Source organism: Pseudomonas putida, from assembly GCF_016406145.1.
GTDB lineage: Bacteria > Pseudomonadota > Gammaproteobacteria > Pseudomonadales > Pseudomonadaceae > Aquipseudomonas > Aquipseudomonas putida_E.
Window position 1 is genome coordinate 23174 of record NZ_CP066307.1, and the last position, 14598, is coordinate 37771.

Here is a 14598-nt window from a genome sequence, read left to right on the forward strand (position 1 = left end):
TACCGCGACCAACCGAAGGCTGACGAGCAGATCCACCGGGGGAGACTTACGCTCCAGGGCAAAAGCGGGGCTGCACCCGCTTCGCGGGCGCGCTTTATGTTTACCTCCCGCTCCCACCTCGGCATCTAAGCAGCTCCGAAAAGCGCGCCGCGTCAAGTCAATTATTCGTCAAAGATTATTTGACCAACAGTTGACGACAGGGCCGCGATTTGAGATACTAACCACGTCGAAGCAATACCGCTTCAACACCCCGGAAACCAGCGGCGGCAACCGCTCCGGGGAATCTGCGAAGGAGTTTCCATGAGCGCTTATATCCTGAATCGTTTTCACATCTCCGCCATTCTCATGTTCACCTGCACCGGCAAGCCGGATGCGACCACCTACCAGATCCTTGCGGATCAAGGCCAGCAACTGCTTGACGAAAACATTCGCTCCGTGCGCACCCGCTACCCTGGCGAAACCTTCAAGGGCGAGCTGTTCGGCCTGGATGAAACTGTGCGCAAACCTACCCCGCTCGAAGCCCTCAAACTCATCCAGTGCTTGGAGTATCAGTCCAACCAAAACCCCGACTATTACGCTACCCAGGCATTCCGCACCCTGCATGAAATTCGCCGCATAGCTCAGTCCAAGCTGCCGGGCTGGGACCAGACAAGTTGGGATTTTGTCTGATGGCTGCGAATGCCCATCACGTAGCGCCGCCCATGTGGCGCTACTCCCTTCGATGGTGCCTGCCGCACCAGCCCTGCCCTGGCGACTTTGAGTTGCTGGTGATCGAGGCCCCAGCGGGGACGCGGATGCCGGAAGAAATGCACCAGGCATGGCAGCGCCGCCCCGTGGGTTACGGTGTTTGCCTGGACTTCCCCCAGTCCCGCGCCGTCAAGCGCTGGAGTGCCGAGGCCAAAGACCGGGTACGCAAGCAGAAGATGGCCAAGCGCATCGAGAAGGCCGCGCCGCTGTTCGCTGACGAGTTGATCGCCCGCGAGCTGGAGCAGCGCCCCGACTACTTCAAGGGGGAGTGAACCATGCTCAGTACGCAGATCCGCCCAGCACAGCCTGGGCTATTCACCGCCCAGGCCCTGGGCGTTGACGACTTCGAGCTAAGCCAGATCACCGCCGAGTTCAGCGCCATTAGCTCGGGCGAGCTGGAGCACCACTTGTTCGACGCGCCTAGGCCGTCCGAGATCGTGCGCCTGGCCGACAAGGTGGCCCGCCACACCCGGTCACACGGCTGGCTTGACCAGGCCGCCGCCCAAGCCCGCATTGCCGAATGGAAGCGCCACGCCTTCGCCCAGGGCGAAGGGCGGGCCAATGCCGACAAGGTAGTGCTGTCGCTGTTCGACCATACCGGGCAGTGGTCGCAGCCGTGGGAGGATGCCGGCTACCAGGTCCTGCGCTTCGACATACAGGACAACCCCGTTACCGGCGACGTAAACGAGTTCGGCGCCGGCTTCTTCGGTGACTGGTTTGGCGATTTCGACGGCCTGGATATCTACGCCATCCTCGCCGCGTGCCCGTGCACAGAATTCGCCACCAGTGGCGCCCGACACTTCGCAGCCAAAGATGCAGACGGGCGCACGGTTGCCGCCGTGCAGCTCGTTCACCAGACATTGCGCACCATTGAATATTTCCGGCCTGCCGTATGGGCCATCGAGAACCCGGTAGGTCGGATCGAAAAGCTGGGCGGCCTGCCGCCGTGGCGCCTAGCCTTCGACCCGCACCACCTGGGCGACCCGTACACGAAGAAAACCCTGCTTTGGGGCCGCTTCAATGCAAACCTGCCCATTGCCCCGGTCGAGGCCTCGGACGGCTCGAAGATGCACCGCAAGTTCGGCGGCAACCGCCTCGCCACCAAGAACGCCCGCAGCGCAACCCCGGAAGGGTTTTCCTACGGGTTCTTCATGGCCAACAACGCCCAGGACAACCCGGCGCTGGCCATAGCCTACAAATACGACCGACTCGACGCCGGCCTGCTACGCGCCGCGCTCGATGCTAATGTGAGCGCCCGCGAGATCGACGAGCTGGTGGCGGATGCTTACTACATGGACATGGACGATAGCGCTGCCGAGTCAGCGCTACGCCAAGCGATCTCTACACAGAACCCACCTACATAGGACTGCCGTTATGCCGAAACCGAAGCGCCCAAATATGACCCTGCGCGAGCAGGAGGATGCAGCCAAGATCCAGTGTTACGACTGGAACGCCCAGTACAAAGAAGGCGTGACAGTGACCTATGAAGAGTTGCTTGGCTCGGGCGAGTCGATCCAGACCAAAACCTGCGGTCGAGCATTCGTCATGTGCTGCGAACCGGTCATCATGGTGGAGGATGTTTCGGGCGCAGTGTCCCTGGACCACTGCACCGTTGTCGCAGAGGAAGCCGCGTAGATCCCGGCAAATGCCTGTGCAGTAAACGGTGGTTTTCTGGACAGGTCTGCAGGGTTTCGCTTTTGTCATTTTCAGAAGACGACTGCACCAGTTGATTGGGCGTAATGGCTGTTGTGCAGCCAGCTCCTGACAGTTCAATATCAGAAGTGATCTGCACCAATCTCGACTATGCTCAATACTCGTGTGCACCAAAGCGAGGTGAGCATGGCGACGGACACCCCACGGATTCCAGAACAAGGCGTGGCCACTCTGCCTGATGAGGCTTGGGAGCGTGCGCGCCGTCGTGCGGAGATCATCAGTCCGTTGGCGCAGTCGGAGACGGTCGGGCACGAAGCGGCCGATATGGCGGCTCAGGCGCTGGGCTTGTCTCGGCGCCAGGTATACGTTCTGATCCGGCGTGCCCGGCAAGGCAGCGGCCTCGTGACGGATCTGGTGCCCGGCCAGTCCGGTGGAGGTAAAGGTAAGGGGCGCTTGCCGGAACCGGTCGAGCGCGTCATCCACGAGCTACTGCAAAAGCGGTTCCTGACCAAGCAGAAGCGCAGCCTAGCGGCCTTTCACCGCGAAGTCACTCAGGTGTGCAAGGCTCAAAAACTGCGAGTGCCGGCGCGCAATACCGTGGCCTTACGGATCGCTAGCCTTGACCCGCGCAAGGTCATCCGCCGGCGGGAAGGCCAGGATGCCGCTCGTGACCTACAAGGTGTGGGCGGCGAGCCTCCTGCCGTGACCGCGCCGCTGGAGCAGGTGCAGATAGACCATACGGTCATCGACCTGATCGTGGTCGATGACCGCGACCGGCAACCTATTGGCCGCCCGTACCTGACCCTCGCCATCGACGTGTTCACCCGCTGCGTGCTCGGCATGGTCGTCACGCTGGAAGCGCCGTCTGCCGTTTCGGTTGGCCTGTGCCTCGTGCATGTCGCCTGCGACAAGCGCCCTTGGCTGGAAGGACTGAACGTGGAAATGGATTGGCAGATGAGCGGCAAGCCCTTGCTGCTCTACCTAGACAACGCGGCCGAGTTCAAGAGCGAGGCCCTGCGCCGGGGTTGCGAGCAGCATGGCATCCGGCTGGACTATCGCCCGCTGGGACAGCCGCACTATGGCGGCATCGTGGAACGGATCATCGGCACGGCGATGCAGATGATTCACGACGAACTGCCGGGAACGACCTTCTCCAACCCTGACCAGCGCGGCGACTACGATTCCGAAAACAAGGCCGCCCTGACGCTGCGCGAGCTAGAGCGCTGGCTCACATTGGCGGTCGGCACCTACCACGGTTCGGTGCACAACGGCCTGCTCCAACCGCCGGCCGCGCGCTGGGCCGAGGCCGTGGCGCGTGTCGGCGTACCGGCCGTCGTCACACGCGCTACTTCGTTCCTGGTCGATTTTCTGCCGATCCTCCGGCGCACGCTGACCCGCACCGGCTTTGTCATCGACCACATCCACTACTACGCCGATGCGCTCAAGCCGTGGATTGCGCGGCGTGAACGCTGGCCGTCCTTTCTGATCCGGCGCGATCCGCGCGACATCAGCCGTATCTGGGTCCTGGAACCGGAGGGACAGCATTACCTGGAAATTCCCTACCGTACCTTGTCGCATCCGGCTGTCACCCTCTGGGAACAACGGCAGGCGCTGGCGAAACTGCGGCAGCAAGGGCGCGAACAGGTGGATGAGTCGGCGCTGTTCCGCATGATCGGCCAGATGCGTGAGATTGTGACCAGCGCGCAGAAGGCCACACGCAAGGCGCGGCGTGACGCGGATCGCCGCCAGCACCTCAAGACATCAGCTCGGCCGGACAAGCCCGTTCCGCCGGATACGGATATTGCCGACCCGCAGGCAGACAACTTGCCACCCGCCAAACCGTTCGACCAGATTGAGGAGTGGTAGCCGTGGACGAATATCCCATCATCGACCTGTCCCACCTGCTGCCGGCGGCCCAGGGCTTGGCCCGTCTTCCGGCGGACGAGCGCATCCAGCGCCTTCGCGCCGACCGCTGGATCGGCTATCCGCGCGCAGTCGAGGCGCTGAACCGGCTGGAAGCCCTTTATGCGTGGCCAAACAAGCAACGCATGCCCAACCTGCTGCTGGTTGGCCCGACCAACAATGGCAAGTCGATGATCGTCGAGAAGTTCCGCCGCACCCACCCGGCCAGCTCCGACGCCGACCAGGAGCACATCCCGGTGTTGGTCGTGCAGATGCCGTCCGAGCCGTCCGTGATCCGCTTCTACGTCGCGCTGCTCGCCGCGATGGGCGCGCCGCTGCGCCCACGCCCACGGTTGCCGGAAATGGAGCAACTGGCTCTGGCACTGCTGCGCAAGGTCGGCGTGCGCATGCTGGTGATCGACGAGCTGCACAACGTGCTGGCCGGCAACAGCGTCAACCGCCGGGAATTCCTCAACCTGCTGCGCTTCCTCGGCAACGAACTGCGCATCCCGTTGGTTGGGGTAGGCACGCGCGACGCCTACCTAGCCATCCGCTCCGATGACCAGTTGGAAAATCGCTTCGAGCCGATGATGCTGCCGGTATGGGAGGCCAACGACGATTGCTGCTCACTGCTGGCCAGCTTCGCCGCTTCGCTCCCGCTGCGCCGGCCTTCCCCAATTGCCACGCTGGACATGGCTCGCTACCTGCTCACACGCAGCGAGGGCACCATAGGGGAACTGGCGCACTTGCTGATGGCGGCGGCCATCGTCGCCGTGGAGAGCGGCGAGGAAGCGATCAACCATCGCACACTCAGCATATCGACAACCTCTCGCGCAACCAAGACATCGCGGTCGGACTGCAAGTGATCTTGAAGCCACGGGCCCGTCCCACCCCGACATGGACCTCGATGCCCGAACGGACGTTAGATTTCGAGTTCTAGGCGTTCTGCGATGAAGGTTGGATCCCAGCCGGGATTGAAAGTGTCGACGTGGGTGAATCCGAGCCGCTCGTATAGGCCACGCAGGTTCGGGTGGCAGTCGAGCCGCAGCTTGGCGCACCCCTGCGTTCGCGCGGCATGGCGGCAAGCCTCGATCAGCGCGGAGCTGACACCCCGGCCCGCATGTGTCCGTCGCACCGCGAGCTTGTGCAGATATGCGGCCTCCCCCTTGAGGGCGTCGGGCCAGAACTCGGGATCCTCGGCCGACAAGGTGCAACAGCCGACGATGCCGTCGCTGCAACTCGCGACTAGGAGCTCGGATCTCAGGACGAAGGTCTCCGCGAATGTCCGGTCGATCCGCGCGACGTCCCAGGCGGGCGTTCCCTTGGCGGACATCCACGCCGCAGCGTCGTGCATCAGCCGCACAACCTCGTCGATATCACCCGAGCAGGCGACCCGAACGTTCGGAGGCTCCTCGCTGTCCATTCGCTCCCCTGGCGCGGTATGAACCGCCGCCTCATAGTGCAGTTTGATCCTGACGAGCCCAGCATGTCTGCGCCCACCTTCGCGGAACCTGACCAGGGTCCGCTAGCGGGCGGCCGGAAGGTGAATGCTAGGCATGATCTAACCCTCGGTCTCTGGCGTCGCGACTGCGAAATTTCGCGAGGGTTTCCGAGAAGGTGATTGCGCTTCGCAGATCTCCAGGCGCGTGGGTGCGGACGTAGTCAGCGCCATTGCCGATCGCGTGAAGTTCCGCCGCAAGGCTCGCTGGACCCAGATCCTTTACAGGAAGGCCAACGGTGGCGCCCAAGAAGGATTTCCGCGACACCGAGACCAATAGCGGAAGCCCCAACGCCGACTTCAGCTTTTGAAGGTTCGACAGCACGTGCAGCGATGTTTCCGGTGCGGGGCTCAAGAAAAATCCCATCCCCGGATCGAGGATGAGCCGGTCGGCAGCGACCCCGCTCCGTCGCAAGGCGGAAACCCGCGCCTCGAAGAACCGCACAATCTCGTCGAGCGCGTCTTCGGGTCGAAGGTGACCGGTGCGGGTGGCGATGCCATCCCGCTGCGCTGAGTGCATAACCACCAGCCTGCAGTCCGCCTCAGCAATATCGGGATAGAGCGCAGGGTCAGGAAATCCTTGGATATCGTTCAGGTAGCCCACGCCGCGCTTGAGCGCATAGCGCTGGGTTTCCGGTTGGAAGCTGTCGATTGAAACACGGTGCATCTGATCGGACAGGGCGTCTAAGAGCGGCGCAATACGTCTGATCTCATCGGCCGGCGATACAGGCCTCGCGTCCGGATGGCTGGCGGCCGGTCCGACATCCACGACGTCTGATCCGACTCGCAGCATTTCGATCGCCGCGGTGACAGCGCCGGCGGGGTCTAGCCGCCGGCTCTCATCGAAGAAGGAGTCCTCGGTGAGATTCAGAATGCCGAACACCGTCACCATGGCGTCGGCCTCCGCAGCGACTTCCACGATGGGGATCGGGCGAGCAAAAAGGCAGCAATTATGAGCCCCATACCTACAAAGCCCCACGCATCAAGCTTTTGCCCATGAAGCAACCAGGCAATGGCTGTAATTATGACGACGCCGAGTCCCGACCAGACTGCATAAGCAACACCGACAGGGATGGATTTCAGAACCAGAGAAAGAAAATAAAATGCGATGCCATAACCGATTATGACAACGGCGGAAGGGGCAAGCTTAGTAAAGCCCTCGCTAGATTTTAATGCGGATGTTGCGATTACTTCGCCAACTATTGCGATAACAAGAAAAAGCCAGCCTTTCATGATATATCTCCCAATTTGTGTAGGGCTTATTATGCACGCTTAAAAATAATAAAAGCAGACTTGACCTGATAGTTTGGCTGTGAGCAATTATGTGCTTAGTGCATCTAACGCCTGAGCTCAGCCGACCGAAACCGCGTAGCGGTTTTGGGTCGGCTGCAGCGATTTGTTGGGCGATAGCTTGCCACATTCTCTCAACGATTGGGATTTGATGTACTTTCCGCACTTTGTAGCGCGACCACATCATGCTCCCCCTGGCCGCGAGAGCCCTTCACTCGGGAAACACAAGACAGACCGAGCACGACTGTTGCAAGGGTCAAACAGTACACGACAACCGGCCAAGCCGTGTTGCGCGGCAACAGCGAAATGATCAACGTTCCGATGCTTCCTAGCAGTACACCGCCCAAGCAGAAGTAGACTGCCGTGACCGTTCCAGCAACATGGTCGAATCCTCGAAGAGCGCCATTGGGCGACACAGATACCGCTGTGGCGACACCAATACCCACTAGCCACATTGGAGCAATAAAGCCTAACACGGACTGCGAAGCCCATATTTCGGTGATGGCAAGCAATACTGCTCCAGCTATCAGGCATCCCATTCCCATTCGCAAGACACTTGGGCTGCCCCACTTGGGTATCACACGCCCCATAAAACGAGCCGTAAACACCATGGCAATTGCCACTGTGGCGAACAGCAGGCTGAAGCCAAGCTGAGACACACCTTGCCTGCCCATCATTAGTCCGGGCGCAATGGAGAAAAAGACGAAGAAGCTACCCATTCCAGCGGCGTAACACAACGTGTACAACCAGAAGTTCAGGCACTTAACGGGGAGTAGCAGCTGCGACCATTGCAAGCCCGCAACTCGTTGCACCCGGGTTTCAGGCCAGAATCGCCACGCTGCTGCAGATGCAGCGATCATGCCCAAACCTAGAAACGCAAAGATAGCCCGCCACCCAAGCCACATGTCGACGAGCGCTCCGAGCAATGGGCCTACCGCCGGGACCATGGCCAGCATGGATCCGAGTATGCCGTAAATGACATTACTTTCCTCGCGACCTGCGTAAATGTCACGTACTGTTGCAAATGTGGAAACAAGGCACGCCGAGGCACCACAAGCCTGAAGAATCCGAAGCCCCAGAAAGACTTCAGCCGATGACGTAAGAGCGAGGCCCATTGACGCCACAACGTAGGCGAGGCCACCTCCCAGTAGAACGGGGCGGCGCCCCAGTCGGTCCGATAGCGGTCCAAACAAGAGCTGACCGGCACCAATCATGACCAAGTACGTTGTCAGCGTAAGCTGAATTGTGCTCGCTGTCGTACCAAGCGCGTTTGGCATAAACGGCACTGCTGGCAAGTACATGTCCATGCCGAGTGATGCCAATAAATCGAACGGTGATAACAACAACACCGTGGCGGCAAGGGAGTACCGCCAACTAAAGTTTTTTGAGCGCACGAAACCATCTCCTTGAACAAAGGATTTGGCGGCGCTCCCGTAGAGCAAAAGGATTCATGAGAACGCCGCAACAACCGAAAAATGAAGGTTGCTGCGGCTTACTTGTCTGCGTTCTTGGAAGTGCTCATCTGCTGACTATCTCATGATTGAATTTGAATCGTAACAACTTTCAAGCAACTCTGCGAGGAGCCTTATTGTGCGCCCAACGCTTGAGTTAGACATTATTTGCCGACTACCTTGGTGATCTCGCCTTTCACGTAGTGAACAAATTCTTCCAACTGATCTGCGCGCGAGGCCAAGCGATCTTCTTCTTGTCCAAGATAAGCCTGTCTAGCTTCAAGTATGACGGGCTGATACTGGGCCGGCAGGCGCTCCATTGCCCAGTCGGCAGCGACATCCTTCGGCGCGATTCTGCCGGTTACTGCGCTGTACCAAATGCGGGACAACGTAAGCACTACATTTCGCTCATCGCCAGCCCAGTCGGGCGGCGAGTTCCATAGCGTTAAGGTTTCATTTAGCGCCTCAAATAGATCCTGTTCAGGAACCGGATCAAAGAGTTCCTCCGCCGCTGGACCTACCAAGGCAACGCTATGTTCTCTTGCTTTTGTCAGCAAGATAGCCAGATCAATGTCGATCGTGGCTGGCTCGAAGATACCTGCAAGAATGTCATTGCGCTGCCATTCTCCAAATTGCAGTTCGCGCTTAGCTGGATAACGCCACGGAATGATGTCGTCGTGCACAACAATGGTGACTTCTACAGCGCGGAGAATCTCGCTCTCTCCAGGGGAAGCCGAAGTTTCCAAAAGGTCGTTGATCAAAGCTCGCCGCGTTGTTTCATCAAGCCTTACGGTCACCGTAACCAGCAAATCAATATCACTGTGTGGCTTCAGGCCGCCATCCACTGCGGAGCCGTACAAATGTACGGCCAGCAACGTCGGTTCGAGATGGCGCTCGATGACGCCAACTACCTCTGATAGTTGAGTCGATACTTCGGCGATCACCGCTTCCCTCATGATGTTTAACGTTTGACATGAGGGGCGGCCAAGGGCGCCAGCCCTTGGACGTCCCCCTCGATGGAAGGGTTAGGCATCACTGCGTGTTCGCTCGAATGCCTGGCGTGTTTGAACCATGTACACGGCTGGACCATCTGGGGTGGTTACGGTACCTTGCCTCTCAAACCCCGCTTTCTCGTAGCATCGGATCGCTCGCAAGTTGCTCGGCGACGGGTCCGTTTGGATCTTGGTGACCTCGGGATCATTGAACAGCAACTCAACCAGTGCTCGAACCAGCTTGGTTCCCAAGCCTTTGCCCAGTTGTGATGCATTCGCCAGTGACTGGTCTATTCCGCGTACTCCTGGATCGGTTTCTTCTTCCCACCATCCGTCCCCGCTTCCAAGAGCAACGTACGACTGGGCATACCCAATCGGCTCTCCATTCAGCATTGCAATGTATGGAGTGACGGACTCTTGCGCTAAAACGCTTGGCAAGTACTGTTCCTGTACGTCAGCAAGTGTCGGGCGTGCTTCTTCTCCGCCCCACCACTCGACGATATGAGATCGATTTAGCCACTCATAGAGCATCGCAAGGTCATGCTCAGTCATGAGGCGCAGTGTGACGGAATCGTTGCTGTTGGTCACGATGCTGTACTTTGTGATGCCTAACGCCTGAGTTGAGGGGCTTTTGCGGAGTAGGCGCAGCCTGCGTAGCAAAAGTCCCGCTCCAACGATTTGTTATGCCGCATCTGCTACTCGGCGACTGAGCGATTTTTGTGTGCTTTGACAACGTTCGCTGTGTGCTGGAGCAAGTCTAGACCGCCCGGTAGACCGTGCCCGGGAATGACGACCTCTGCTTCCGGGTAGTGTTTTTGAATCCGCTCAACGGAGGTGGGCCATTCAGCCAGATCGGCATCGGCCACGTTCCCCGCAGACGTGCTTGACAACTCATGAACGGCACAACCACCGTATAGCACGTTCGCTGACGGGACGTATACAACCAGATTGTCGGTCGAATGCGCAGCACCAGGATAGAAGAGCTCTACTGGACCGAAGCGCACTGCGTCCCCGCTCGATGAGAGTCCTTCTAGAGAATGCGTGGGAATCTCGTTCCCCTCTGCCTCGGCTAGCCGGCGTGTCGACGGTGATGCGTACGTTGCCACCCCAGCCGCCCGAAGGACATCAACGCCGCCGACGCGGTCGTCATGAAAGTGCGTGGAGACTGCACGCGTTACGGGAAGTCCAATTTGCTTTTCAATCTCCGCGAGAAGTGCCGCTGTGTTTTTCGCACCCCACGCTGTATCAATCAAAAGCAACTCATCACCATCACGGACAATGAGACCATTGGACGGGTAGACCGCGCCATCAAACGACTGCGTTGCGATATGCGACCAAACACCATCGGCAATCTGGTAAAGTCGGACCTCTCCGACCGGAATTTCGTTGACTGTCGGATACTCACCACTCGGCTCCCCGGAATGGGCTAACGGACTTGCGACAGCCATGACAGACGCGGTCATGTAGACCAATAAACTACTAATAACTTTTAACATCAAGACTCCATAGGGGTGGGTGCGGCATAACTTTGTTTTAGGGCGACTGCCCTGCTGCGTAACATCGTTGCTGCTCCATAACATCAAACATCGACCCACGGCGTAACGCGCTTGCTGCTTGGATGCCCGAGGCATAGACTGTACAAAAAAACAGTCATAACAAGCCATGAAAACCGCCACTGCGCCGTTACCACCGCTGCGTTCGGTCAAGGTTCTGGACCAGTTGCGTGAGCGCATACGCTACTTGCATTACAGCTTACGAACCGAACAGGCTTATGTCCACTGGGTTCGTGCCTTCATCCGTTTCCACGGTGTGCGTCACCCGGCAACCTTGGGCAGCAGCGAAGTCGAGGCATTTCTGTCCTGGCTGGCGAACGAGCGCAAGGTTTCGGTCTCCACGCATCGTCAGGCATTGGCGGCCTTGCTGTTCTTCTACGGCAAGGTGCTGTGCACGGATCTGCCCTGGCTTCAGGAGATCGGAAGACCTCGGCCGTCGCGGCGCTTGCCGGTGGTGCTGACCCCGGATGAAGTGGTTCGCATCCTCGGTTTTCTGGAAGGCGAGCATCGTTTGTTCGCCCAGCTTCTGTATGGAACGGGCATGCGGATCAGTGAGGGTTTGCAACTGCGGGTCAAGGATCTGGATTTCGATCACGGCACGATCATCGTGCGGGAGGGCAAGGGCTCCAAGGATCGGGCCTTGATGTTACCCGAGAGCTTGGCACCCAGCCTGCGCGAGCAGCTGTCGCGTGCACGGGCATGGTGGCTGAAGGACCAGGCCGAGGGCCGCAGCGGCGTTGCGCTTCCCGACGCCCTTGAGCGGAAGTATCCGCGCGCCGGGCATTCCTGGCCGTGGTTCTGGGTTTTTGCGCAGCACACGCATTCGACCGATCCACGGAGCGGTGTCGTGCGTCGCCATCACATGTATGACCAGACCTTTCAGCGCGCCTTCAAACGTGCCGTAGAACAAGCAGGCATCACGAAGCCCGCCACACCGCACACCCTCCGCCACTCGTTCGCGACGGCCTTGCTCCGCAGCGGTTACGACATTCGAACCGTGCAGGATCTGCTCGGCCATTCCGACGTCTCTACGACGATGATTTACACGCATGTGCTGAAAGTTGGCGGTGCCGGAGTGCGCTCACCGCTTGATGCGCTGCCGCCCCTCACTAGTGAGAGGTAGGGCAGCGCAAGTCAATCCTGGCGGATTCACTACCCCTGCGCGAAGGCCATCGGTGCCGCATCGAACGGCCGGTTGCGGAAAGTCCTCCCTGCGTCCGCTGATGGCCGGCAGCAGCCCGTCGTTGCCTGATGGATCCAACCCCTCCGCTGCTATAGTGCAGTCGGCTTCTGACGTTCAGTGCAGCCGTCTTCTGAAAACGACATGTCGCACAAGTCCTAAGTTACGCGACAGGCTGCCGCTGTCGTTTTCAGAAGGCGACTGCACCAGTTCACTGGGCTGGCCGCCGTGTGTGCATAGAACTTCTGACCGGGAACGGTCAGAAGTTCTATGCACGAAGCGCCGCGAGAGATCGGAATTGCTCAGAACTCTTGTGCACGGCGCGACAAAGCCGGAACCGCCGAAAATTCCGGCGATCAACCGGCAAGCTGCTTGATGCGCTCGGCCAGGCGGCCGAAAGCCTCGTTCACGTATTCCAGCACCTTGGGTTCTGCGCCCTGCGTGCGCAGCGAGTCTTTGAAGGCTTCCAGGTCGGACAGCCATTGCCGATGCAGGCGGCCCAGCTCGTCGAGCTGAGGCCGGAAGTCTTGGAGACTGCCGCTCGCACGAAACGCCTGGTAGCCACGCTCAAGCGTGGCCGCCGTGGTCAGCAGTTGCGCGCCCATTTGCTTGTGCTGTTCGGAGAACTCGGCCATGCCGTCATAGGGCCGCGAAGCCTTGCGGCGCTCGGCTTCGGATGCCTCTTCCATGATGCGGGCGTAGCGGTAGAACCCTGGGAACTCGCGGGACAGCGCCATGAGCTGCTGATCGGATGTGCCGACCCAAATCCTGTGCAGGTCAGGCCCGTACCCCATCATGCGATTGATGATGGCATGGGCCTCGCTGACACCCTGGGCGGCAAGCTGCTGCATGTGTTGGTCGATCTTCGCGGCCAGTCGGCGGAATTCGTTCATGCTCATGTCCGTCACAAAAGGCGCGTTGATTGCCCTTGCGCCGTGAGAAGTGCCACCGCCTTCTTATCGAAGGAAACGAAGGTTTCCCCGCCAAGCCAGTTGCCTTCGTAGGCAATGACGCCATCGGCAAAGTCTCCGCCCGCGTCGAGCACCAGCAAGCCAGCCTCCACGGCAGGCCGGTTCACTTCCACATTCGCGGCGGCCAGTAGTGCCCGGATCGCGCTGGCCGCGTCGGCTTGCTGGAAGCCGTAGACACGCAGCAGCACCCAAACAAATTCGCATAGGCACGGCAGCGCGACCGCGATCAACTCGGCGTCGGTCAAGACTGCGGCGGCAACGTCCGCTTGTGCGGGATCGTCACGCACAACCGCACGCACAAGGACGTTGGTATCGACTGCGACCTTCATTGCTTACCTGCCCAGCCTTGCGCCGCCGCCTCGTTGATTTCTTCGATGGTGGCAACCTTCTGCGTCTTGCCCGCGAGCAGGCCGACAAAGCTGGCTATCGTCCCTGCGGGCCGTGCCGCCTTGAGCACGCCCCGACCGTCTGGCAACAAGTCCAGCTCGATCTTGTCGCCTGGCCTGATGCCGAGGTGTTGCAGTACGTCCTTCCGAAACGTCACTTGTCCCCGTGCGGTAACGGTCAATGTGGTCATGGTGGTTTGCCCTCGCAATCAAGGTTGATGCTTCACATAGTAATGCAAAAATGCCTTACCGTCAATGTCCGTCAAACGATCATTAGTCGGCCATGCCGGACACTGTCCAGCAAAGTTATTGCACAACGGGTTGTCGGACATTAAGATAGGCGGACGGAATGACGGACAAGAGAGGCGGCAAATGGCACTGATCGGCTATGCGCGGGTATCGACGGCGGAACAGGACACCGCCTTGCAGACGGATGCGCTACGCAAGGCAGGCTGCGAGCGCGTTTTCGAGGACACGGCTTCCGGGGCCAAGGCCGACCGCCCCGGCTTGGCTGATGCGCTGGCCTACCTGCGCGACGGCGACGTGCTGGCCGTCTGGCGGCTGGATCGGCTCGGGCGCTCTATGCCGCACCTAATCGAAACGATAGGCGCGCTGGAAGCGCGAGGCGTCGGCTTCCGTTCTCTGACGGAAGCCATCGACACCACCACGCCAGGCGGGCGGCTCATCTTCCACGTGTTCGGCGCGCTGGGCCAGTTCGAGCGCGACTTGATCCGCGAGCGCACCAAGGCCGGGTTGACTGCCGCCGCCGCTCGTGGGAGGAAGGGCGGGCGAAAGCCGGTTGTCACCGCCGACAAGTTGCAGCGAGCGCGGGAGCACATCGCCAACGGGCTTAATGTCCGAGAGGCCGCTACACGGCTCAAGGTGAGCAAGACGGCCCTGTACACCGCGCTGCAATCCACCAGTGCAGCCGACTCCTGATATTCCGTGCAGTCGTCTTCTGAAAATGACAATAAC

General features: G+C 59.8%; 18 protein-coding genes and 1 pseudogene. 9 read left to right on the forward strand and 10 right to left on the reverse strand.

The window, feature by feature from the left end; genetic code table 11:
* The first annotated feature begins 300 nt into the window (after positions 1-300).
* From JET17_RS26775 to JET17_RS26800, 7 genes and pseudogenes are all read left to right on the forward strand, one after another.
* The gene (locus JET17_RS26775) at positions 301-669 is read left to right on the forward strand and encodes a hypothetical protein (RefSeq protein WP_015272386.1); all 369 of its coding nucleotides are present in this window, start codon (positions 301-303) and stop codon (positions 667-669) included.
* The gene (locus tag JET17_RS26780) at positions 669-1019 is read left to right on the forward strand and encodes a hypothetical protein (protein ID WP_019692581.1); all 351 of its coding nucleotides are present in this window, start codon (positions 669-671) and stop codon (positions 1017-1019) included. Before JET17_RS26775 ends, JET17_RS26780 begins: the two co-directional genes overlap by 1 nt.
* Before the next feature lie 3 nt (positions 1020-1022).
* Positions 1023-2111, forward strand: a complete 1089-nt coding sequence (locus JET17_RS26785; protein ID WP_015272388.1) for a DNA cytosine methyltransferase — start codon at positions 1023-1025, stop codon at positions 2109-2111.
* A 10-nt stretch (positions 2112-2121) separates the two neighbouring features.
* Positions 2122-2382, forward strand: a complete 261-nt coding sequence (locus tag JET17_RS26790; RefSeq protein WP_015272389.1) for a hypothetical protein — start codon at positions 2122-2124, stop codon at positions 2380-2382.
* A 64-nt stretch (positions 2383-2446) separates the two neighbouring features.
* Positions 2447-2512: pseudogene (locus JET17_RS27480) on the forward strand (hypothetical protein); the annotation flags it as partial.
* A 74-nt stretch (positions 2513-2586) separates the two neighbouring features.
* Positions 2587-4266: a Mu transposase C-terminal domain-containing protein gene (locus JET17_RS26795; protein WP_000179844.1), complete on the forward strand. Its 1680-nt coding sequence runs from the start codon at positions 2587-2589 to the stop codon at positions 4264-4266.
* 2 nt (positions 4267-4268) lie between these two features.
* Positions 4269-5168 carry a TniB family NTP-binding protein gene (locus tag JET17_RS26800; RefSeq protein WP_011899345.1) on the forward strand — a complete coding sequence of 300 codons (900 nt, stop codon included), beginning with the start codon at positions 4269-4271 and terminating at the stop codon, positions 5166-5168.
* A gap of 56 nt (positions 5169-5224) precedes the next feature.
* On the opposite strand, the gene JET17_RS26805 is transcribed toward JET17_RS26800, so the two are convergent.
* The 7 genes from JET17_RS26805 to JET17_RS26835 form a co-directional block, all read right to left on the reverse strand.
* Positions 5225-5725 (reverse strand): GNAT family N-acetyltransferase, encoded by a 501-nt coding sequence (locus JET17_RS26805; protein ID WP_000376623.1) that lies wholly within the window; start codon positions 5723-5725, stop codon positions 5225-5227.
* Positions 5726-5852: 127 nt separating this feature from the next.
* Positions 5853-6692, reverse strand: a complete 840-nt coding sequence (gene sul1 / locus JET17_RS26810) for a sulfonamide-resistant dihydropteroate synthase Sul1 (RefSeq protein WP_000259031.1) — start codon at positions 6690-6692, stop codon at positions 5853-5855.
* Positions 6686-7033, reverse strand: coding sequence for a quaternary ammonium compound efflux SMR transporter QacE delta 1 (locus JET17_RS26815; protein ID WP_000679427.1), 348 nt, complete (start codon positions 7031-7033; stop codon positions 6686-6688). Before JET17_RS26815 ends, sul1 begins: the two co-directional genes overlap by 7 nt.
* Before the next feature lie 191 nt (positions 7034-7224).
* The gene (locus JET17_RS26820; RefSeq protein WP_012300772.1) at positions 7225-8484 is read right to left on the reverse strand and encodes a chloramphenicol efflux MFS transporter CmlA5; all 1260 of its coding nucleotides are present in this window, start codon (positions 8482-8484) and stop codon (positions 7225-7227) included.
* 221 nt (positions 8485-8705) lie between these two features.
* Complete coding sequence (aadA1, locus tag JET17_RS26825) at positions 8706-9497, reverse strand: ANT(3'')-Ia family aminoglycoside nucleotidyltransferase AadA1 (protein WP_001206317.1); 792 nt, start codon at positions 9495-9497, stop codon at positions 8706-8708.
* A gap of 69 nt (positions 9498-9566) precedes the next feature.
* Positions 9567-10121, reverse strand: coding sequence for an aminoglycoside N-acetyltransferase AAC(6')-Ib4 (locus tag JET17_RS26830; protein ID WP_003159191.1), 555 nt, complete (start codon positions 10119-10121; stop codon positions 9567-9569).
* A gap of 107 nt (positions 10122-10228) precedes the next feature.
* Positions 10229-11029 (reverse strand): subclass B1 metallo-beta-lactamase VIM-1, encoded by an 801-nt coding sequence (locus JET17_RS26835; protein ID WP_013263789.1) that lies wholly within the window; start codon positions 11027-11029, stop codon positions 10229-10231.
* Positions 11030-11195: 166 nt separating this feature from the next.
* Between JET17_RS26835 and intI1 the strand changes: the two genes are divergently transcribed.
* On the forward strand, positions 11196-12209 hold the full coding sequence (intI1, locus tag JET17_RS26840) for a class 1 integron integrase IntI1 (protein ID WP_000845048.1): 1014 nt from the start codon (positions 11196-11198) through the stop codon (positions 12207-12209).
* A gap of 413 nt (positions 12210-12622) precedes the next feature.
* Here intI1 and JET17_RS27485 read toward each other — a convergent pair whose 3' ends face one another.
* The 3 genes from JET17_RS27485 to JET17_RS26855 are packed head-to-tail and all read right to left on the reverse strand — an operon-like array spanning position 12623 to position 13814.
* The gene (locus JET17_RS27485; protein ID WP_003159187.1) at positions 12623-13159 is read right to left on the reverse strand and encodes a hypothetical protein; all 537 of its coding nucleotides are present in this window, start codon (positions 13157-13159) and stop codon (positions 12623-12625) included.
* 11 nt (positions 13160-13170) lie between these two features.
* Complete coding sequence (locus tag JET17_RS26850; protein ID WP_003159186.1) at positions 13171-13566, reverse strand: type II toxin-antitoxin system VapC family toxin; 396 nt, start codon at positions 13564-13566, stop codon at positions 13171-13173.
* A complete protein-coding gene (locus JET17_RS26855; protein WP_003108276.1) occupies positions 13563-13814 on the reverse strand; it encodes an AbrB/MazE/SpoVT family DNA-binding domain-containing protein in 252 nt (83 codons plus the stop codon). The genes JET17_RS26850 and JET17_RS26855 overlap by 4 nt, the downstream gene beginning before the upstream one ends.
* 181 nt (positions 13815-13995) lie before the next feature.
* On the opposite strand from JET17_RS26855, the gene JET17_RS26860 reads away from it, so the two are divergent.
* Positions 13996-14562 (forward strand): recombinase family protein, encoded by a 567-nt coding sequence (locus tag JET17_RS26860; protein WP_003159185.1) that lies wholly within the window; start codon positions 13996-13998, stop codon positions 14560-14562.
* Positions 14563-14598: the final 36 nt, after the last annotated feature.

Bases quoted from the DNA above. Each gene is read 5' to 3' on its own strand.
- JET17_RS26775 (WP_015272386.1), top strand. From the start codon at position 301: ATGAGCGCTTATATCCTGAATCGTTTTCACATCTCCGCCATTCTCATG.
- JET17_RS26780 (WP_019692581.1), top strand. From the start codon at position 669: ATGGCTGCGAATGCCCATCACGTAGCGCCGCCCATGTGGCGCTACTCC.
- JET17_RS26785 (WP_015272388.1), top strand. From the start codon at position 1,023: ATGCTCAGTACGCAGATCCGCCCAGCACAGCCTGGGCTATTCACCGCC.
- JET17_RS26790 (WP_015272389.1), top strand. From the start codon at position 2,122: ATGCCGAAACCGAAGCGCCCAAATATGACCCTGCGCGAGCAGGAGGAT.
- JET17_RS26795 (WP_000179844.1), top strand. From the start codon at position 2,587: ATGGCGACGGACACCCCACGGATTCCAGAACAAGGCGTGGCCACTCTG.
- JET17_RS26805 (WP_000376623.1), bottom strand. From the start codon at position 5,725: ATGGACAGCGAGGAGCCTCCGAACGTTCGGGTCGCCTGCTCGGGTGAT.
- sul1 (WP_000259031.1), bottom strand. From the start codon at position 6,692: ATGGTGACGGTGTTCGGCATTCTGAATCTCACCGAGGACTCCTTCTTC.
- JET17_RS26815 (WP_000679427.1), bottom strand. From the start codon at position 7,033: ATGAAAGGCTGGCTTTTTCTTGTTATCGCAATAGTTGGCGAAGTAATC.
- aadA1 (WP_001206317.1), bottom strand. From the start codon at position 9,497: ATGAGGGAAGCGGTGATCGCCGAAGTATCGACTCAACTATCAGAGGTA.
- JET17_RS26835 (WP_013263789.1), bottom strand. From the start codon at position 11,029: ATGTTAAAAGTTATTAGTAGTTTATTGGTCTACATGACCGCGTCTGTC.
- intI1 (WP_000845048.1), top strand. From the start codon at position 11,196: ATGAAAACCGCCACTGCGCCGTTACCACCGCTGCGTTCGGTCAAGGTT.
- JET17_RS27485 (WP_003159187.1), bottom strand. From the start codon at position 13,159: ATGAACGAATTCCGCCGACTGGCCGCGAAGATCGACCAACACATGCAG.
- JET17_RS26850 (WP_003159186.1), bottom strand. From the start codon at position 13,566: ATGAAGGTCGCAGTCGATACCAACGTCCTTGTGCGTGCGGTTGTGCGT.
- JET17_RS26855 (WP_003108276.1), bottom strand. From the start codon at position 13,814: ATGACCACATTGACCGTTACCGCACGGGGACAAGTGACGTTTCGGAAG.
- JET17_RS26860 (WP_003159185.1), top strand. From the start codon at position 13,996: ATGGCACTGATCGGCTATGCGCGGGTATCGACGGCGGAACAGGACACC.